This is a genomic window from Aliiroseovarius sp. ABM4_368 (assembly GCF_056161205.1).
The window spans coordinates 37,274-55,485 of the sequence record NZ_JBSWYR010000001.1 but is presented as its reverse complement, the minus strand read 5'-3'; the positions used below and the strand labels follow the sequence as shown (position 1 = coordinate 55,485).

At 58.5% G+C, this 18,212-nt stretch carries 18 protein-coding genes; 6 read left to right on the top strand and 12 right to left on the bottom strand.

Going from position 1 to position 18,212, the window contains the following annotated elements; all coding sequences use genetic code 11:
- Positions 1-27: 27 nt before the first annotated feature.
- Positions 28-675, bottom strand: a complete 648-nt coding sequence (locus ACXAH3_RS00260) for a sulfotransferase family 2 domain-containing protein (RefSeq protein WP_474860060.1) — start codon at positions 673-675, stop codon at positions 28-30.
- Positions 672-1,601: a DMT family transporter gene (locus ACXAH3_RS00255; RefSeq protein WP_474860059.1), complete on the bottom strand. Its 930-nt coding sequence runs from the start codon at positions 1,599-1,601 to the stop codon at positions 672-674. Before ACXAH3_RS00255 ends, ACXAH3_RS00260 begins: the two co-directional genes overlap by 4 nt.
- 114 nt (positions 1,602-1,715) lie before the next feature.
- On the opposite strand from ACXAH3_RS00255, the gene ACXAH3_RS00250 reads away from it, so the two are divergent.
- Together ACXAH3_RS00250 and ACXAH3_RS00245 are read left to right on the top strand one after the other, a co-directional pair.
- A complete protein-coding gene (locus tag ACXAH3_RS00250; RefSeq protein WP_474860058.1) occupies positions 1,716-3,347 on the top strand; it encodes a long-chain-fatty-acid--CoA ligase in 1,632 nt (543 codons plus the stop codon).
- Positions 3,348-3,425: 78 nt separating this feature from the next.
- Complete coding sequence (locus ACXAH3_RS00245) at positions 3,426-4,442, top strand: hypothetical protein (RefSeq protein ID WP_474860057.1); 1,017 nt, start codon at positions 3,426-3,428, stop codon at positions 4,440-4,442.
- Positions 4,443-4,499: 57 nt separating this feature from the next.
- On the opposite strand, the gene upp is transcribed toward ACXAH3_RS00245, so the two are convergent.
- The 4 genes from upp to ACXAH3_RS00225 are packed head-to-tail and all read right to left on the bottom strand — an operon-like array spanning position 4,500 to position 7,717.
- Positions 4,500-5,132 carry a uracil phosphoribosyltransferase gene (gene upp, locus ACXAH3_RS00240; protein ID WP_474860056.1) on the bottom strand — a complete coding sequence of 211 codons (633 nt, stop codon included), beginning with the start codon at positions 5,130-5,132 and terminating at the stop codon, positions 4,500-4,502.
- Positions 5,125-6,117, bottom strand: coding sequence for an adenosine deaminase (locus ACXAH3_RS00235; protein ID WP_474860055.1), 993 nt, complete (start codon positions 6,115-6,117; stop codon positions 5,125-5,127). The genes upp and ACXAH3_RS00235 overlap by 8 nt, the downstream gene beginning before the upstream one ends.
- Positions 6,114-7,328, bottom strand: coding sequence for a phosphopentomutase (locus ACXAH3_RS00230; RefSeq protein WP_474860054.1), 1,215 nt, complete (start codon positions 7,326-7,328; stop codon positions 6,114-6,116). Before ACXAH3_RS00230 ends, ACXAH3_RS00235 begins: the two co-directional genes overlap by 4 nt.
- The gene (locus ACXAH3_RS00225) at positions 7,325-7,717 is read right to left on the bottom strand and encodes a cytidine deaminase (protein WP_474860053.1); all 393 of its coding nucleotides are present in this window, start codon (positions 7,715-7,717) and stop codon (positions 7,325-7,327) included. The genes ACXAH3_RS00230 and ACXAH3_RS00225 overlap by 4 nt, the downstream gene beginning before the upstream one ends.
- A gap of 214 nt (positions 7,718-7,931) precedes the next feature.
- Here ACXAH3_RS00225 and ACXAH3_RS00220 point away from each other — a divergent pair, with 214 nt between their 5' ends.
- Positions 7,932-10,205, top strand: coding sequence for an NADP-dependent malic enzyme (locus tag ACXAH3_RS00220; RefSeq protein ID WP_474860052.1), 2,274 nt, complete (start codon positions 7,932-7,934; stop codon positions 10,203-10,205).
- Positions 10,206-10,431: 226 nt separating this feature from the next.
- The gene (locus ACXAH3_RS00215; protein ID WP_474860051.1) at positions 10,432-12,315 is read left to right on the top strand and encodes a propionyl-CoA synthetase; all 1,884 of its coding nucleotides are present in this window, start codon (positions 10,432-10,434) and stop codon (positions 12,313-12,315) included.
- Positions 12,316-12,365: 50 nt separating this feature from the next.
- Here ACXAH3_RS00215 and ACXAH3_RS00210 read toward each other — a convergent pair whose 3' ends face one another.
- Positions 12,366-13,127, bottom strand: a complete 762-nt coding sequence (locus ACXAH3_RS00210) for an NAD kinase (protein WP_474860050.1) — start codon at positions 13,125-13,127, stop codon at positions 12,366-12,368.
- Between the two features lie 167 nt (positions 13,128-13,294).
- Between ACXAH3_RS00210 and glyA the strand changes: the two genes are divergently transcribed.
- Positions 13,295-14,587, top strand: a complete 1,293-nt coding sequence (gene glyA, locus ACXAH3_RS00205) for a serine hydroxymethyltransferase (RefSeq protein ID WP_474860049.1) — start codon at positions 13,295-13,297, stop codon at positions 14,585-14,587.
- Between the two features lie 63 nt (positions 14,588-14,650).
- Here the strand turns inward: glyA and ACXAH3_RS00200 are convergent, their stop codons facing one another.
- From ACXAH3_RS00200 to ACXAH3_RS00185, 4 genes are all read right to left on the bottom strand, one after another.
- Positions 14,651-14,929 carry a YiaA/YiaB family inner membrane protein gene (locus tag ACXAH3_RS00200; RefSeq protein WP_474860048.1) on the bottom strand — a complete coding sequence of 93 codons (279 nt, stop codon included), beginning with the start codon at positions 14,927-14,929 and terminating at the stop codon, positions 14,651-14,653.
- Positions 14,930-14,961: 32 nt separating this feature from the next.
- The gene (locus ACXAH3_RS00195) at positions 14,962-15,639 is read right to left on the bottom strand and encodes a PspA/IM30 family protein (protein ID WP_474860047.1); all 678 of its coding nucleotides are present in this window, start codon (positions 15,637-15,639) and stop codon (positions 14,962-14,964) included.
- Positions 15,640-15,759: 120 nt separating this feature from the next.
- On the bottom strand, positions 15,760-16,359 hold the full coding sequence (locus ACXAH3_RS00190) for a TetR/AcrR family transcriptional regulator (RefSeq protein ID WP_474860046.1): 600 nt from the start codon (positions 16,357-16,359) through the stop codon (positions 15,760-15,762).
- 63 nt (positions 16,360-16,422) lie between these two features.
- Positions 16,423-16,782, bottom strand: coding sequence for a hypothetical protein (locus ACXAH3_RS00185; protein WP_474860045.1), 360 nt, complete (start codon positions 16,780-16,782; stop codon positions 16,423-16,425).
- Between the two features lie 122 nt (positions 16,783-16,904).
- Here ACXAH3_RS00185 and ACXAH3_RS00180 point away from each other — a divergent pair, with 122 nt between their 5' ends.
- Positions 16,905-17,663 carry an alpha/beta fold hydrolase gene (locus ACXAH3_RS00180; RefSeq protein ID WP_474860044.1) on the top strand — a complete coding sequence of 253 codons (759 nt, stop codon included), beginning with the start codon at positions 16,905-16,907 and terminating at the stop codon, positions 17,661-17,663.
- Between the two features lie 57 nt (positions 17,664-17,720).
- Here the strand turns inward: ACXAH3_RS00180 and ACXAH3_RS00175 are convergent, their stop codons facing one another.
- On the bottom strand, positions 17,721-18,032 hold the full coding sequence (locus ACXAH3_RS00175; RefSeq protein ID WP_474860043.1) for an ETC complex I subunit: 312 nt from the start codon (positions 18,030-18,032) through the stop codon (positions 17,721-17,723).
- Positions 18,033-18,212 lie beyond the last annotated feature (180 nt).

Here is an 18,212-nt window from a genome sequence, read left to right as displayed (position 1 = left end):
TCCTGTCGTTCAGTCAGAACCGAACGGTCAGAACTGATAGGAAAACCGCGCAATGTCCGGCGCGCTTAGTCTGGCAATCAATTCCGCATCCGCGTCCGAGTAACTGCACCGATAGTCCCGTGGCCGCTGCGACGCATTAGATTGCGGCAGATCTTGCAAAGAAAATCCAAGATGCGCCTCAAGCGGGGCGACGTCCGTGGCAAAGCTTTCAAGCCGAATGAACGCATCGCAATGCTCGTCCCCGTGCATGTCGGTGACATAGGAGCCGTAACGGTCCGCGCGCCAAGCGGCCTGCGTCTGCGGGTGGTTCACAAAACCCGAGAAATCACTGCATTGCGCCAGTCCCACCGCCGGGTGATCGAAGCGCTGATCGCGAAGCCAATGATAATAGCTGACCATCCTGTCCCACGGATTGCGCACCAGCATGAAGGTGAAGAAACTGGCGATCTCGTCCGTGCTGACTAGCCCGTCAATGTCGCTGAGGCGAGAATGTTTCCACAGCCGCCCCGAGGTCTTAACCCCCTTGAAGCGTCGCCTGCGCTTCACCGCCTTGGGCGTGTCGCCGATCAGGATATCATCCGCCATGGCGCGCGCTTCAAGTGCCAACGCCATCGAGGTGCCCCCGGTTTTCGGGGCATGAACAAAGATATAGCGACGCCCGCGCGAGATGATCATGCAGGCAGCTTAGCGTCCTTCACGCCATCACGCGACCGCATCGAAATCACAACGCCCGACACCACGATCAGGCCCATGCCAAAGATCGCACTGGATCGGATCGGTTCGTCATACATCACAAAGCTCCAACCCGCGGCGAAGGGCAGCATCGAGTATTCATAGACCGACACCTGCGCCGCATCTGCAAGTTGGTACGCCCTAATAAGCAGTCCAACCGCCAGAAGGGACCCAAAAGCTTGCGCCAATATCAACAGCCACGACCACGCTGTGGGCCAAACGAACCCTCGCAGCAGATATCCGCGATCGACCCCATCCTCTGCCCCCGGACCAAAATTCAGAACCAAGGTCCCGATCAGCCCAAACAGCCCCAGCCACAAGAAGAAGTAAAACAGCATCGCAACGGCGCTTTCGCCTTCACACCATTGGCGCGTCGCGATGCCTCCGATGGCATAGAACACTCCCGCCGTCATTGGCACCAGCGCCATAAGGCTGACCCCGTCCGCGAAAGGGTCCAGCACGATCAGCACTCCGACAAACCCGATCAAAGCCGCCCCCATGCGGGTCACCCCGATGGGTTTGCCCAGAAACACGGCCGAAATCAGCATGACCCAGATCGGAGCAGTGAAAAGCCCGGCGGCCACTTGCCCAACTGGCAAAAAGCCAAGGCAGCCAAAATAGATTAGCATGGAAAACGCAGCAAAGCCTCCGCGCAACAATACAGCCCACAGGCGTTGCGCCCGCAGGTTGGCCCATCCGAAAGCCGAAATCAGAAACAATACAGAGGTCGCGATAATCGAACGGAACAGGTGGAACTGCCACAGCCCAACATCTGGCGCGATCTGGCGGACCAGATTGTCAAAGAACCCCAGAAGGATCATCACCACGATGATCAATCCAGCGGCCATCATTGGCCTGTCTGCCGCCATGTCGTTTTCCTTACATAAAAAAGTGCGTAACGCCATTGACCACAGAGGGTGTCCTACGGTCCACTCGAAAAACGACACCGGTTAATAAATCACATCACTTTGGGAGGAGTGCACATGGGGTGGATGGCAGACGAACGCGGATTGAATAAATGTGCGGCGAACTTTGTGCCGCTGACGCCCTTGTCCCACCTACAACGTGCGGCCAAGGTATTTGCAAACCGCGAGGCCGTGATTGATGGGGCACGTCGCCTGACCTATCGCGAGTATCATGGGCGCGTCAGCCGTTTGGCCTCGGCGCTTCAAGCCCGGGGAATCCAGCCCGGCGATGTGGTGGGAACGCTTCTGCACAACACGCTGGCCCATATCGAAGCCAGCTTTGGCATTCCAGCTTGTGGGGCGGTTCTGAACACAATCAATACGCGGCTGGATGTGGACACGGTGGCCTATATCTTCGGCCATGGCGCCGCCAAAGCCGTTCTGGTCGATACCGAGCTTTTGCCCTTGGCCGAAGCCGCGCTTGCGCAGATGGACGGCGAAGGCCCCGAGATCATCGAAGTTGCCGCCCCCACCGACGGCTTCCCTGCCACTGGGCGCTATGCTGAATACGAAGATGTGCTGACCGGTGGTGACCCGAATTTCAACTGGATCATGCCCGAAGACGAATGGGAAAGCCTTGCGCTGAACTATACGTCCGGCACCACCGGGCGGCCCAAGGGCGTGGTCTATCACCATCGCGGGGCCTATCTGATGACGATGGGCACTCCGATCAGCTGGAATATGCAACTTTATCCGCGCTATCTGACCATCGTGCCACTGTTTCACTGCAACAACTGGAACCATACATGGATGATGCCTTTGCTGGGCGGGACGATTGTCTGCTGCCGCACGATCACCGCCAAGGCGGTCTATGACGCCATCGCGGACGAAGGCGTGACCCATTTCGGCGGCGCGCCCATCGTTTTGAATATGCTCGTCAACGCGCCTGACGCCGACCGCCGTGAGTTTGACCACGTGGTCGAGGTCTTCACCGCAGGTGCACCCCCTGCCGCCGCGACCCTCGCCGCGATTGAGCCGTTAGGCTTCAACGTCACGCAGGTTTACGGCCTGACCGAAACTTATGGCCATGTGACCGAATGCCTGTGGAACGGGCCTGAATGGGACGAGCTGCCACAGGAAGAACGGGCCGCGATCAAGGCCCGCACCGGCGTTGCCTTCCCTCAGATGGAAGAGATCACTGTACTGGACGACACCATGACCCAAGTGCCATTGGATGGCGAAACCACCGGCGAGATCATGATCCGTGGAAACTCGGTCATGAAGGGCTATCTGAAGAACCCCGAGGCCACGTCTGAAGCCTTTCAGGGCGGATACTTCCATTCGGGCGACGTCGCTTTTCAAACGCCGGACGGGTACATCAAAATCACTGACCGCTCGAAGGACATCATTATCTCGGGCGGCGAAAACGTCAGCTCGGTTGAGGTTGAAGGCATCTTGATGCACCACCCCGCCGTCAGCCTGTGTGCCGTGGTTGCCAAACCGGACGATAAATGGGGCGAAATCCCCTGCGCCTATGTCGAGCTGAAGGAAGGCAGCGATGTCAGCGCAGACGATCTAATTGCCTTCGCACGCGAACGTCTGGCCGGGTTCAAGACACCCAAGCAGATCGAGTTTTGCGAGCTGCCCAAGACCTCGACCGGGAAAATCCAGAAATTTCAGTTGCGTGACTGGGCACGTTCCAAGGACTAAGGCAGTTCCGATTGCCGGACGGGTGGGTTGGCGCTATTCTGCTGCCAAACAAGAACGAGCAGAAAGCCCCGTCCACACATGACGGCCCTGACCAAATATGATCGGCTTGAGGCCACAGCCCTTTGGCGTCCCGACGAAGACGCGCAAAGGTTGGATGTTCTTTTGTCGCTTGGGTATGCGACGCTAACGATCTCGGACATGCGCGAGAACGTGTTGAACCACTGGTCTTTGCCCGCGATCCAGCGCGTCAATCCCGGTGAACGCCCCGCCATCTTCCGCCCCGGCGACGATGCCACGGAAGAACTGGAAACAGATGACGATGACATGATCCGCGCTCTGGAAAAGGTGCGCAAACTGATCGAACGTCGTCGCCCGCATCCCGGTCGGCTACGCCATTGGGTGACGGCGGGTGTTCTGGTGTCCTTGTTGCTTCTGGCGGTGTTCTGGCTGCCCGGCGCGCTGCGCAGCTATACCGTTTCAGTCGTACCAGATCCGACCCGCGCCGCCATTGGGCAGCAAATCCTAACACGAATCGGGCGCGTCACCGGGCAAGAATGCCGTGGCCGCGATGGGCGCACCGTGTTGACGCGCATGGCACGCGGGGTGACCGAGAACCCAGCCCTGCGCGTTGTCGTTCTGTCAGGCGGCGTGCAAACCGCCAAACATTTGCCCGGCAACATCACCCTTCTGAACCGTGCCCTGATTGAAGATTTCGAACATCCAGACGTGTTGGCAGGGTTCCTTTTGGCGGAAGAGTTGCGCCGAAATAGTACAGATCCGCTTTTGCCTTTGCTGAACTATGTTGGCCTGCGCGGGACCGTACAGCTGTTGACGACAGGTGATCTGCCCCACGCGGCGATTGACCAATATGCCGAGGACATGCTGGTCGCGCCTCAATCCGACCTGCCCGCTACAGAACTTCTGACGCGGTTCAAGGCGCAGAGCGTCAGCGCGACACCTTACGCCTATGCCTTAGATCTAACCGGCGAAACAACCATAGAGCTGATCGAAGCAGACCCGGTGCCAGCCGAAAGCGCCAAAGAGCTGCTGTCAGATGATGACTGGATCAGGTTGCAAGGGGTGTGCGGCGAATAAAAAGGCGCCCATCTGATCGCCAGATGGACGCCCGAGATACAGCCGAAGCCGTTGCGTTTACTTGGTGCCAAACATCCGGTCGCCCGCGTCACCCAGACCCGGCACAATATAGCCCTTTTCGTTCAGTTTTTCATCCAGCGAGGCAGTGATGATCGGCACATCGGGGTGCGCTTCCTTCATGCGCGCGACACCTTCGGGCGCGGCCAGAAGGCACATGAACAGAATGTCCTTAGCGCCTGCCTTTTTAAGCATATCAATCGCCGCGGCCGAGCTGTTGCCAGTGGCCAGCATTGGGTCCACTGCGATCACCAGGCGTTCGTCAATCGCTTCGGGAACCTTGAAATAGTACTCGACCGGTTCCAGCGTTTTTTCGTCGCGGTAAAGTCCAACAAACCCGACGCGCGCCGAGGGGATCAGCTCTAACACGCCATCCAGAAGCCCGTTACCTGCCCGCAGGATCGACACCAGTGCCAGCTTGCGGCCAGCCAAAACAGGCGCGTCCATTTCTTGCATCGGTGTGGTAATGCGTTTGGTGCTCATCGGCAGCTCGCGCGTGACTTCGTACGCCAAAAGCTGGCTGATCTCGCGCAGAAGCTGGCGAAACAGGCTGGTGGGCGTGGCTTCGTCCCGCATCAATGTCAGCTTGTGCTGGATCAGGGGGTGATCGACTACGGTCAGGTGATCATACATCTTGCGTCTCCAATAGCTTACGGATGCGGTTGCGGGTGGCGTCGTCGCAGAAAGCGGCGTTGATGGCAACCATATTCAACTCGCGAAAATCCTTAGCCTCCCAGCCAAACTGACGCGACAGATCTTCATACTCTTTAACCATATCGGTGCGGAAAAAGGGCGGATCGTCGGTCGAGACTGTGACCTTCACACCCCGTTCGCGCAGCTTGGCGATCGGATGCGCAGCAAGGTTGGGATAGACCCCAAGAAACACGTTCGAACCGGGGCAGACTTCCAGCGTCACACCATCCTCGGCCAACCGGTCGACCAGCGCCAGATCCTCGATCGAACGCACGCCGTGGCCGATGCGTTCGACCTTCAGATCGTCCAATGCGGCGCGCACCTCGTCCGGGCCATTCCATTCGCCCGCATGGGTGGTCAGGCGCAAACCTGCCTCGCGTGCCATATCGAATGCATAGGCAAAGTCGCCCTGCGCGCCGGATTTCTCGTCCCCGCCCATGCCGAACCCCGTGATGAAATCGCCCGCCGTTTCCTGTGCGCAATACGCAGTCTCACGGGCCAGTTCAGGACCGAAATGGCGAATGCAGGTGATGATGCCGCGCATGGTGATGCCCATGTCACGCTCGGCCTCGTCGGCGGCGCCTTGAATGGCAGCAAGATAATCCTTCCACGCGGCCAAATCGCGCCCGCCGCAGAAATCCGGCGACAGGAAGGTTTCGGCATAGACGACACCTTTCTCGGCGCAGGCTTCCAGCACGGCCTTGGTCAGACGGTGGAACTCTTCCGGGCCGGTCAGGACCGAGGTCGCGGCCTCGTACACTTCAAGGAAGTGCCAGAAATCTCGATAGGCATAGCCGCCATCTTCGGTAAAAATCTTCGACAGATCGACGGACTTTTCCTTGGCAAGCGAGCGGATAAACGCGGGTGGCGCGCCGCCTTCGATATGCAGGTGCAGCTCGACTTTGGGTATTGATTTAAAACTCATAGAAACGATCCTCCTGCCCCGCGCTGATCCAATCCCAGATGCTCCGCAACCGAGGCACCGATGTCCGAAAAGCCGACTTTGCCAATTTCACGTGTACCGAGCCCCGCAGCGACCACTGGAACCCGTTCCCGGGTGTGGTCGGTGCCGACCCAGCTGGGATCATTCCCGTGATCTGCGGTGAACAAAACCAAATCACCTTCGCGCATTTTGTCCAGAACGCGCGGTACTTGGCTGTCGAACCACTCCAACGCGCGGGCATAGCCTGCGACGTCGCGCCGGTGGCCGTATTTCGTGTCGAACTCGACGAAGTTCGCGAAAACCAGATCGCCATCCTGCGCGCTGTCGAAGGCTGCGACCAGATACTCCATCAAATCCGCATCCGCGCCCTTTTGCACGGTCGAGATCCCACGATGGGCGAAAATATCCCCAATTTTTCCAATGGCATGCACCTTGCCGCCCGCATCCGTGACCCAATCACACAGCGTGGGTTCGGGCGGCGTCATGGCATAATCGCGCCTATTGGTGGTACGGGTAAACCCTTCGGTCTCGGACCCAAGGAAGGGGCGCGCGATGACACGACCTATGCGCATCTTGTGCACCATGGGCACGATGGCTTCACACAAGGCATAAAGCCGATCCAGACCGAAATGTTCTTCATGCGCGGCGATCTGGATAACGCTGTCGACCGAGGTATAGACGATGGGGCGGCCCGTGCGAATGTGCTCGCCCCCAAGCTCGTCCAGAACGACTGTGCCCGAGGCATGTTTATCACCAAGAATGCCGTCTACGCCTGCTGCCTTGCAGATGGCCGCGTTTACGTCATCGGGAAAAGCGGGCACGGTGTCAGGGAAATACCCCCAATCCCAAGGAAGCGGCACGCCCGCGATTTCCCAATGGCCGGTGGGGGTGTCTTTGCCCGGCGAGATCTCCTCTGCCGCACCCCAAAGCCCGTTGGGAGTGGTCGACAATCCTGGCGTCTCATCACCGGAGGCCAGACGGATCGCCGCGCCCAGCCCCAACGCGTCCAAATTGGGCATCGCTAACGGTCCGCTGCGCCCGTCTTCAGCCTGTCCCTTGGCACACGCCTGCGCGATATGGGCTAGCGTGTTCGCGCCAGTATCCGGAACGGTCTTGTCGTTGAAAAACTTGTGCGCGTCGGGGGCGCCTCCGCAGCCGACACTGTCCATCACGATCACAAAGGCGCGGGTCATGTATTCTCCATATGCGCGGCACCGAATGCGCCGGGCAACAGTTCGGCCATGGTCATAGTCAGGCTTTCGCCGCCCATGGTCATCATGGTGATTTTCACATCTGGGCCGGAAAATTCGGCCAGTTTCTGCCGGCACCCGCCACAAGGTGTCACCGGCAAAGGAGCGTCCGCAATCACCAGCGCCTCGGCAATCTCGCGCTCGCCGGCTGCGCACATGGCAGCAATCGCGCCCGCCTCGGCACAGGTGCCTTCGGGATAGGCAATGTTTTCGACGTTACAACCGACATGCACCACGCCGGCGCTGGTCCGCAGCGCGGCACCAACCTTGAAGTTCGAATAGGGGGCATGTGCGTTCTCGCGCACGGCCTTGGCAGCTTTCAACAGCGACATGTTCCGCTCCTGCAAAAAGAATTATCTGGCAAGACTGAACCTCTGCATTCGCGGATGCAAGAGCAATCCGAGCCTTGGGGGGCTGGCCGCAAGGAAATGCCATGCTAATGTAGATAGAGCAGACTTGATTGCCCTTGCACTGCTGGTGTAACGGGGTGGTCGAGGGACGATAGTTTAAAGCTAAACCATCCACGCAACACCTTGGGAGGCCCCGATGTCCGAAGACAGCTATCTGCGCAAACCCGCGCTGGACTATCACGAATTTCCGCAGCCCGGAAAACTGGAAATCCGCGCAACCAAGCCGATGGCGAACGGGCGCGACCTAAGCCTTGCCTACTCTCCTGGTGTGGCAGAAGCCTGCACCGAGATCTCGAAAGATCCTTCTGTGGCAAGTCGTTACACGGCGCGCGGCAATCTGGTGGCGGTTGTTTCGAATGGCTCGGCTGTGCTTGGGCTTGGCAACATTGGCGCGTTGGCATCGAAGCCTGTGATGGAGGGCAAAGCGGTTCTGTTCAAGAAGTTCGCCAATATCGACTGTTTCGATATCGAGTTGAACGAATCTGACCCTGAAAAGCTGGCCGAAATCGTCTGCGCGATGGAACCCAGCTTTGGCGCGATCAATCTGGAAGACATCAAAGCCCCTGATTGTTTCATCGTTGAACAAATCTGTCGCGAACGTATGAACATTCCCGTATTTCACGACGACCAGCACGGCACCGCCATCGTGGTCGGAGCCGCAGCCACCAACGCGCTGAAAGTCGCGGGCAAATCCTTTGCAGATATCAAGGTCGTTTCGACAGGCGGCGGCGCTGCCGGGATTGCCTGCCTGAACATGCTTTTGAAACTGGGCGTCAAACGCGAGAATGTCTGGCTGTGCGACATTCAAGGGCTTGTCTACGAAGGGCGCAAGAAGGACATGACGCCCCAGAAAGCGGCCTATGCACAGGGCAAAAGCCCCGCCAGCTTGGACAAAGTGATCGAGGGCGCGGATCTGTTCCTTGGCCTTTCCGGCCCCGGCGTCCTGAAGCCCGAGATGGTTGCAAAAATGGCCGATCGACCGATCGTGTTTGCCCTGGCCAACCCAACACCCGAGATCATGCCAGACGAAGTCCGCAAGGTCGCCCCCGACGCGATCATTGCCACGGGCCGCTCGGATTTTCCCAATCAGGTCAACAACGTTTTGTGTTTTCCCTTCATTTTCCGGGGCGCACTAGATGTCGGCGCGACCGAAATCAATGACGCCATGCAGCTGGGCTGTATCGAAGGGATCGCCGCACTTGCCCGCGCCACAACCTCGGCCGAGGCGGCGGCCGCGTATAAGGGCGAGCAACTTACCTTTGGCGAAGATTACCTGATCCCGAAACCCTTCGATCCGCGCTTGATGGGCGTGGTCGCCAGCGCGGTTGCCAAAGCAGCGATGGACAGTGGCGTCGCGACACGACCAGTCGCCGATCTGGATGCCTATAAAGCCAAACTGGACGGCTCGGTCTTTAAATCCGCATTGATCATGCGCCCGGTTTTCGAGGCTGCCGCCACCGCCGAACGCCGCATCGTTTTTGCCGAGGGCGAAGACGAGCGCGTGCTGCGAGCCGCCAACGCGATGGTTGAAGAAACCACCGACGCGCCGATTCTGATCGGTCGCCCGGACGTCATCGCTCGGCGCGCCGAACGTGCCGGGCTGTCGATCGCCCCTGGCCGTGATTTCGAGGTTGTGAACCCAGAACGTGACGACCGATATCGGGACTATTGGAGCGCCTATCACGAATTGATGGCGCGCAAAGGTGTGACGCCCGATCTGGCCAAGGCCATCTTGCGCACCAATTCGACCGCTATCGGCGGCATTATGGTGCATTTGGGCCATGCGGACAGCCTGATTGCGGGCACGTTTGGACAGTACCTGTGGCATCTGAACTACATTCAGCAGATCTTGGGCCACGACGGTCTTCACCCGGTCGGGGCGCTAAGCCTGATGATCCTGCAAGACGGGCCGCTGTTCATCGCCGACACCCATGTGCACAACACGCCCAACGCCGAACAGATCGCCGAAACCGTCGTCTCTGCTGCGCGTCACGTACGTCGTTTTGGGGTCGAGCCGAAGATCGCCATTTGCTCGTATTCGCAATTTGGTAATCACAGCGGAGACAGCGGCGAACGCGCACGCGGAGCGCTTGAGATCCTAGACGCGACCCCCCGCGACTTTGCCTATGAAGGCGAAATGCATGTGGACGCCGCCCTTGACCCGGATGTCCGCAGCCGCCTGTTCCCCGGCGCCCGCTTTGATGGCCCAGCCAACGTGCTGGTCTTCGCCAACACGGATGCCGCCAGCGCTGTTCGCAACACGTTGAAGGTGAAAGGCGGCGGGCTTGAGGTCGGCCCGATCCTGATGGGCATGGGCAACCGCGCGCATATCGTGACGCCTTCGATCACCGCGCGGGGGCTGCTAAACATGTCCGCCATCGCCGGAACGCCGGTTGCGCATTACGGCTGATCGATTCCCCTGAAAACTTTGCAAGGCGAGGTTTGCAATTTTGCAAATCTCGCCTTTTTCAAACTTACACCCCTCGAAAAATAGGGGTTTGCAAAAATTTGCAGGGGATTTTCCACCGCCTTGCAAATTTTTCGCGATATTGTGACGCTACGTTCAACACGGTTCTTGCCCGGATGGGCCATGGCGGCGTAACACATTCCTCGAGGGAAATTGGAGGATGTGCACCATGGCATACAAAGACGTTTACGCGGCGTGGCAAGCGGACCCGGATCAATTCTGGATGGACGCGGCCCAAGCGATCAGCTGGGACAAGACCCCGACAAAGGCGCTCTTTGACGAAAACGCACCGCTTTATGAGTGGTTTTCGGATGGGATGGTCAACACCTGTTACAACGCGGTGGACCGCCACGTCGAAAACGGGCGCGCCGATCAGGTGGCCATCATCTATGACAGCCCGATCACCGGCCGTCAGTCGAAAACCACCTATGCCGAGCTGAAATCGCGGGTCGAGAAAGTCGCCGGTGCCTTGGTCGAAAAAGGTGTTACCAAGGGCGACCGCGTCATCATCTATATGCCGATGGTCACTGAGGCGCTGATCGCCATGCTGGCCGTCACGCGTATCGGTGCCGTGCACTCGGTCGTGTTCGGCGGCTTTGCCTCGAACGAGCTGGCCGTGCGAATTGACGACGCACAGCCCAAAGCGATCATCGCTGCGTCCTGCGGGTTGGAGCCCGGTCGCGTCGTTGCCTATAAGCCGCTTCTGGACGGCGCGATTGATCTGTCCGAACACAAGCCCGACTTCACCCTGATCCTTCAGCGCGAGGAACACCCCGCCGAACTGATCGACGGACGTGATTTCGATTGGGCCGAGATGGAGGCCGCCGCCGCCCCCGCCGCCTGCGTTCCGGTCGAGGGAAACCACCCGGCCTATATCCTCTACACTTCAGGCACCACGGGCCAGCCGAAGGGCGTCATCCGCCACACCGGTGGCCATCTTGTCGCTCTGAACTGGACGATGAAGAACCTTTATAACGTCGATCCGGGCGATGTATTCTGGGCGGCTTCAGACGTTGGTTGGGTCGTTGGCCACTCCTACATTACCTATGGCCCGCTGATACACGGCAACACCACCATCGTGTTCGAAGGTAAGCCAGTGGGCACGCCAGATGCTGGCACCTTCTGGCGCGTCATTTCCGAGCACAACGTGAAATCCTTCTTCACCGCCCCCACCGCGTTCCGCGCCGTGAAGCGCGAAGACCCGAAGGGCGAGTTCGTAAAGAAGTACGATCTGTCTTGTCTGAAGCAAGTATACCTTGCTGGTGAACGCGCCGACCCCGACACTATCGTCTGGGCGCAGGAACAACTGGACGTGCCCGTCGTGGACCACTGGTGGCAGACCGAGACCGGATACGCCATCGCGGCCAACCCGATTGGCATTGAGGAGCTTCCGATCAAACTGGGCTCGCCCTCGGTTCCGATGCCGGGCTTTGACGTGCAGATCCTGGACGAAGGCGGGCACCCGATGCCGGCAGGCGAGTTGGGAGCGATTGCCATCAAACTGCCCCTGCCCCCCGGCACGCTGCCGACCCTGTGGAATGCGGAAGAGCGCTTCAAGTCGAGCTACCTGAACACCTTCCCCGGCTATTACGAGACCGGCGATGCGGGTTACATTGATGAAGACGGCTATGTCTATATCATGGCGCGCACCGATGACGTGATCAACGTGGCGGGCCACCGCCTGTCGACTGGTGGCATGGAAGAGGTTCTGGCATCCCACCCCGACGTGGCCGAATGTGCCGTGATCGGCGTGACCGATCAGTTGAAAGGCCAATTGCCGCTGGGTTTGGTCTGCCTAAACGCGGGCACGGATCGCCCGGATGACGAGGTCACCGCAGAATGCGTCAAGCTTGTGCGCGAAAAGATCGGCCCGGTCGCCGCCTTCAAACTTTGCGTTGTTGTGGATCGCCTGCCCAAGACACGCTCGGGCAAGATCCTGCGCGCAACGATGGTCTCGATTGCCGATGGCAAGGAATACAAGATGCCTGCAACTATCGACGATCCGGCCATTCTGGACGAGATCAAGGATGCGCTGGCATCGCTCGGGTACTAAGCCCGACCTGATATTGAAAAAAATGCCCCCGATTTCGGGGGCGTTTTTCTTTAGACGAACTGTTCGCGGATCAGGCGTTCTTCCAGCCCGTGGCCGGGATCGAACAATATGCGGTGCTTGATGTCATCGCAGGACTGGATCTCGACCGAGACGACGTTGGGCACGGATCGGCTGTCAGCATCCGCCATCACCGGGCGTTTTTCCGGTTGCAGGACATCAAACCGCACCACTGCATTTTTCGGCAAAAGCGCACCGCGCCAACGCCGCGGACGAAACGCGGCCATCGCTGTAAGGGCCAGAACATCCGACCCAATTGGCAAAATCGGCCCGTGAGCAGAGTAGTTGTAAGCCGTAGATCCTGCCGGCGTACTCAAAAGCGCCCCGTCGCAGACCAGTTCGTCCAGACGCACCCGCCCATCGACGCTGATCTGAAGCTTCGCGGCTTGGGGACCAGCACGCAACAGGCTGACCTCGTTGATTGCCAGCGCTTCGTGCACATTGCCATCAGCGCTTTCGGCACGCATGGACAGCGGGTTCACGACTTCTTCTTCCGCGACGATCAATCGGTCAATCAGCCCATCGGGTGAGTATTCGTTCATCAAGAACCCGACGGTTCCGCAATTCATCCCATAGACGGGCGCTGGAAGATGCTGGGTTCCGTGCAGCGTTTGCAGCATGAACCCATCACCGCCAAGTGCGACGATGATATCGGCCTGATCCTCGGCGACATTTCCATAGCGCGCCACCAACTCATCATGTGCGGCTTGGGCCATGGTTGTGTCACTGGCAACGAACGCGATTTTCTGGCTCATACGAATTGTCCCGATTGGCAGCTTTGTTTCCGAAACAATCACATGTTTCCACAAATCACCAGATAATGCCGCGTCTTTCCGCCGCCGCGTCGCTTTCTGGTCTTTGCGGCAGGTATTGTTTCCGATAGGAAATCGACAAATCGGACCTTAATTGAAGGAAGACGTGCATGACTGCCACCCGTGACCCCGGTTTCTTTACCGAAGCCCTTGCGACCCGCGACCCCGAGCTGTGGGGCTCGATCAACAACGAGCTGGGCCGTCAGCGCGACGAGATCGAGCTGATTGCATCGGAAAACATCGTTTCTGCTGCCGTGATGGAGGCTCAGGGCTCGGTTCTGACCAACAAATACGCCGAAGGCTATCCCGGACGTCGCTATTATGGCGGTTGCCAGTATGTCGACGTGGCCGAAAATCTGGCCATCGATCGCGCCAAAGAGCTGTTTGGTTGCGAATTTGCTAACGTTCAGCCGAACTCGGGCAGCCAAGCGAACCAAGGTGTGTTTCAGGCACTGATCAAGCCCGGCGACACCATTCTGGGTATGGATCTGTCGGCTGGTGGTCACCTGACCCACGGCGCGCGTCCGAACCAGTCGGGCAAGTGGTTCAACGCCATTCACTATGGCGTGCGCAAGCAAGACAGCCTGATTGACTATGACCAGATTCAAGAGCTGGCGACCGAACATAAGCCCGCTTTGATCATCGCTGGTGGCTCGGCCATCCCGCGTCAGATCGACTTTGCCAAGTTCCGCGAGATTGCGGATTCGGTTGGTGCATACCTGATGGTCGACATGGCCCACATCGCGGGTCTGATCGCGGCTGGCGAGCATCCTTCGCCCTTCCCGCACGCGCATGTGGCGACGACCACAACCCACAAAACCCTGCGCGGTCCGCGCGGTGGTATGATCGTCACCAACGACGCAGATATCGCGAAGAAAGTAAATTCGGCCATCTTCCCGGGCATCCAAGGTGGCCCGCTGATGCACGTGATTGCAGGTAAAGCGGCTGCATTCGGTGAAGCGCTGCGTCCTGAGTTCAAAGAGTACCAAAAACAGGTTCGTGCAAACGCTGTGGCCTTGGCCGATCAGCTGGTCAAAGGCGGCTTGGACATTGTGACTGGCGGCACCGACACCCACGTGATGCTGGTCGATCTGCGCCCGAAAGGCGTGACCGGCAACATTGTGGATGCAGCCCTTGGCCGCGCCCACATCACCTGCAACAAAAACGGTATCCCATTTGACCCGGAAAAGCCGATGGTGACCTCGGGCATTCGTCTGGGCACGCCTGCTGGCACCACCCGTGGCTTTGGTGAAGCCGAGTTCCGCGAGATCGCTGACCTGATCATCGAAGTCGTGGACGGTCTGGCTGCCAATGGCGCAGACGGCAACGCCGATGTCGAAGCCTCGGTTCGTGAAAAAGTCGCAGCGCTTTGCGCACGCTTCCCGCTGTATCCGAACCTGTAAATCGAGCCACAGAAAATTAAAAAGCCCCGGAGCGATCCGGGGCTTTTCTTGTTTCAGAACGGGTTACTTGTCGTCCGCAATGTAATCCTCTAGCAGCTTTTCGTTCTTCGCCTCTTCAATCCGCTGGATGCGATCCTCGCTGGCGCGCGTGTCAAAACGGTATTTCACGAGGTTGATTAGCGAAAGCGTCAGAAGCACGATGCCCATGCCCCAATAGCCCTTCGTGGCCAGCGGCACGTCCACCGATTTGTAAAGCGACAGCCCAAGAAGCAGATAGGCCGCAACCACGCCCGCCGCGTTCAAAGCCATAATCAACCAAGTATCACTGTGAGTCTTTTGCATTGTCTTCATCCTTCTAAGTCGTTCTATCTGCGTTATTTTGCGGCCTTCAAGCGTTCCAAAACGCTTGCGCCGGTTGCTTTCGTCTGGTTGCCAAAGCCGGCTTCTTCCAGGCGGTCCGCGACGTTGTGGTGGGACAGATCCTGATCAATCTCGCGCAGGATCTCGGCCTGCTCAAACGGGTCATCTTCGTTCAACACATTCTTGATCAGCTCTTCGGCCTCTTCCAGCGCGCCTGCCCCGGATAGAGTTGTCGCGAGCTTGCGATGCACGCCCGCCTCGACCCGCGATGCACGGGCCGCAATCGCCCCCTGCTTCAGGTCCGAGATACGGCGGTTCACCGTCTCGACGGTGGCGCGCAGTCGGATGACCCGCGCCTCAAGCCGTTCACGCGTGGCCTGCCGCGTAGCACGTTCATTTTCTAAGGATGCAATGGCCTGCGCGGCTTCCTGGGCCAACGCATCTTGCTTTGCTTCCAACGCTTCGGTGGCCCGCGCTTCCAGATCTGCGATCCGATCGGCCAGGTTGTCGATCATCCGCTCTTCTGCACGGGCACGCTGTGTCAGCGCTGCAAGGCTCATCTTTGCGGCTTTCAGCCCCTGATTGGCTTCGCGAATCTTCTGGTCAATCAGCTCGATCGAGTATGTCTCGCGGACCCGTTCTTCTGCCCGGGCATTCGCCCCGTCAAAGAGTGTTTTCAAAGTTCTGAACATCTGTACCTCCAATTTCGTGAACATCGTTCATGAATTACAGATAGCAAATCGTGAACATCGTTCAATAAAAATCTTGAACGATGTTCACGATAATTTCAGAAATTGTTTTAAATCTGATAGTTAAGCCACAGAACCTGTCAGCTCGATCAGCGTTTTCTCTATCATTTTGGCGATCATTTCCTTCGGGACCCCCGAAATCCGCTGCTCTAATCCCAGCAAAACGATTCCATGGACCGACGAAAACAGCGCCCGAGTCATCAAGGCGATGTCATCCTCGTCCCGCGCGGGCCACAAGTCTGCCAGCGTTTCCGAGATGTTCGCAAACAACCGATCAAGTTCGGCCTGATACCAATCTGGGACTTCCTCGACTGTCATCTCAAGATCAAACAGCGCACGCCACAAGTTCTTGTGCGCCGCCGCGAAATCTAAATAGGCCAGAGACATCGCAATCAATACCCGCTGTGGCGCTTGCCCGGCAGCCTGACTGCGGCTGCTTGCGATGACTTTGCCCATCTCAAGGAAGGTGCGCCCGTTCACCGCCATGATCAAGGCGTTCAGGTCGTCAAAAACGTTATAGATCGCTCCGGTGGCGCAGCCGACCTCTTTCGCCAGTTCACGTGCCTTGATGGCCCCCGCCCCGTCCCGCCTGATCCGCGCTTCGGCGGCTTCGATCAGGGACAGACGCAATGCCTCGCGCCGAATTTCGCTTTTCCGTGCCATGTCTGCCTCGTGTGTGAACCATGTTCAGACTAATGCCTTGACGCATCGGGGCAAGGGGAAACGTCAGCTGCGCAAATACCAAAGCAGAGCAAAGACAAGCGCCGCGACCATCAGTAGGTTGAAGGAAAGGCTAGCAGACCAGTTCAAGAAGATGTTCTTGCGCCGCACCCACGGGTCGATGCTGAGGAGATAGCGTTCCAGATCGGTGGCGGCCAGATCCAGCGCGGCCTCGTCAAGCTGGCGCAGCAAGCGCGGATGATCTGCGCGGGAGGTTGCATCCGCCAGCATCCGCCCCTTCACCCGCAAATGGCGCGGCAAAAGCCGCCCCGCTCGGCGCAGCTTTACCTCGAAACTCTTGCCGTGAATGTCCAGCCGTTCTTCAAGAAGCTGAGAAAGCCGCTCTGTCCGTGCCGTGATATCCAACTCAACCCTCGATTGCCTGCTCCGCGTATTGCCATTCTTAACTTCAACCGCAGGTGCTCCGAAAGCGAATTCCGCAGAAACTTCTGGGTTCAATCCGCGCGCGGGCCGCGTTATCAGAGCATATGCTTACGATGCAAACCTTTGGGGATGACACATCCCATCCGCCCCTTCTGATCGTGCACGGACTTTTTGGCTCGGGCCGAAACTGGAGCGTTATTGCCAAGCGCCTGTCGGATACGCGGCGTGTCGTGACCGTGGATATGCGCAACCACGGCGACAGCCCACGTCAACCAACGCAAAGCTATTACGATATGGCGGGCGACTTGGCCGAGGTGATCCACCAAATCGGCGGACAAGCGGATGTAATCGGGCATTCGATGGGCGGAAAGGCTTCGATGATTCTGGCGTTGCAGGACAGCGCGCTGGTCAACCGGCTGCTGGTCGCGGACATTGCGCCCGTCCCCTATGGCCATTCACAGCAATCGATGATCGCGGCAATGCGCACGATCGATCTGGACAACGTGAACACGCGCGGAGATGCGGACCGGCAGTTGACAAACGTGCTTGATGATCCGTCGGTACGTGCGTTCCTATTGCAGTCGCTAAATGTGAAAGACCGGACATGGCGGCTGAACCTGGATGTGCTAGAGGCCGAGATGGCCAAGATCGTCGGCTTCCCCGATGTGTCGGGAACGTTCAACGGATCGACTCTGTTTTTGGCGGGCGCGAATTCGGACTATGTTCTGCCGGAACATCGACCGACCATCAAAATGCTTTTCCCCTCGGCGAAACAGGCCAAGATCCCTGGCGCGGGCCATTGGCTGCACGCCGAAAAGCCGCGCGAATTTGAAGCCGCCGTGCGCAGCTTCCTAAGCGCGTAACCCAAAAAAACAAAACCCCGCGACTTGGCGGGGTTCATAATAGGTCAGAACTGGGGTTTAGTGTGTCCAAGGGCCGCGGCGGTTGGTGGCGAAGTTTTCGCCATAGCCACCTTTACGGATGTTTGGCTTGCGCTTATGCGGCTCGGTCACAGTGGCCTCGATCCCGTGTTCCTTGGCATAGTCCAGCGCCGCCTCTTTGCTTTGGAACTTCATGCGCACCTGACTTTGTGTATCCGACGATCCGGTCCACCCCATCAGCGGGTCAAGTTCACGCGCCGCGTCAGCCGCATATTCCAGAACCCAAACCTTGGTTTTTCCCATGCCCGACGACATTGCATTGCGGGCGGGTTGATAGATACGAGCTCGCATTCTGTATCTCCTTCCAAAACTGATTTGGTTATCCGCCATGCAGCGGCGCAATTCAAGGCGGAATAAGAGGGTTGCAGCAGCCGAACGTTCACTCTGCCGAATCTCGACCATTTCGTCCGTGAGTGCGGTTTGGGGGGGTGAGAGCAGGGAGACTGCCGGTTGACGACGAGGGAGCGAGGG